Here is an 815-nt window from a genome sequence, read left to right as displayed (position 1 = left end):
GACCGATATGTATTGCGGGCTGGAGGAGCGGTTGGAGCTGGCGCGCTTGTAGCGGTTTTGCTTTTGCATGGAGCTGGGGTATGGGGCTTGATGTATGGGATGGGGACGAAGGCGAGCGTTCCTGTTGAGCACCCCCCCATCAAGGCGGAGATGCTTCCGCCGCCTCAACCGCCGCCGCCACCACCTCCACCACCGCCGCCACCGCCGGTTATGGCCGAGCCGCCGCCGCCGTTCATTCCCCCGCCCAAGATCCAGGTGCCCCCGCCACCCAAGCCGCCTATTAAGCACGTGGCCAAGGCGCCGCCCAAACACCCGTCGCCGCCTCAGACCAAAACGGCCAAGGCACCTCCTGTGGCGACTGAACCCGCAGCTAGCGCGCCGCCATCCGATGCCCCGGACACTACGGCGGGCACCGCGCCACTCAACCACGTGCAGCCGGTTTATCCGCCAGAAATGGAGGAGGACAATATTGAGGGCCGCGTGACCGTGGCGTGCGATGTGGAGACAACGGGCATGACCAGCAACTGCCAGGTGCAGTCTGTCTCTGGCGGGCAGGCCTTTGCCCAGGCCGCACTGGATTATGTGCACAAGGCCCGCTACCGCCCGGCCACACGCAATGGCACGCCGGTGAAGGAACTGCACAAGGTCTATGTCATCCGCTTCAAGCTGGATGACTGAGACCTGCTTGTTAACACAATGACGGATTGCCCGGCCCATACCGGCCAGAACATGCCGGATCGGGCCCTGATGATGAGGATTAAGAGGAAGATGACCAGACTGCCCCGTTCTTTTGTGTCAGGTCTTGCGGCACCGGC

The 815-nt window shown here is 63.4% G+C and carries 1 protein-coding gene; it reads left to right on the top strand.

What is annotated here, in order from left to right:
* On the top strand, positions 1 to 678 hold a 678-nt coding region (locus CSR02_RS15385), incomplete at its 5' end, for an energy transducer TonB (protein WP_244177064.1).
* Positions 679 to 815: the final 137 nt, after the last annotated feature.

The organism is Acetobacter pomorum (genome assembly GCF_002738225.1).
GTDB lineage: Bacteria > Pseudomonadota > Alphaproteobacteria > Acetobacterales > Acetobacteraceae > Acetobacter > Acetobacter pomorum.
The sequence above is the reverse complement of the archived record's forward strand: the minus strand, read 5'-3'. Positions and strand labels throughout refer to the sequence as shown.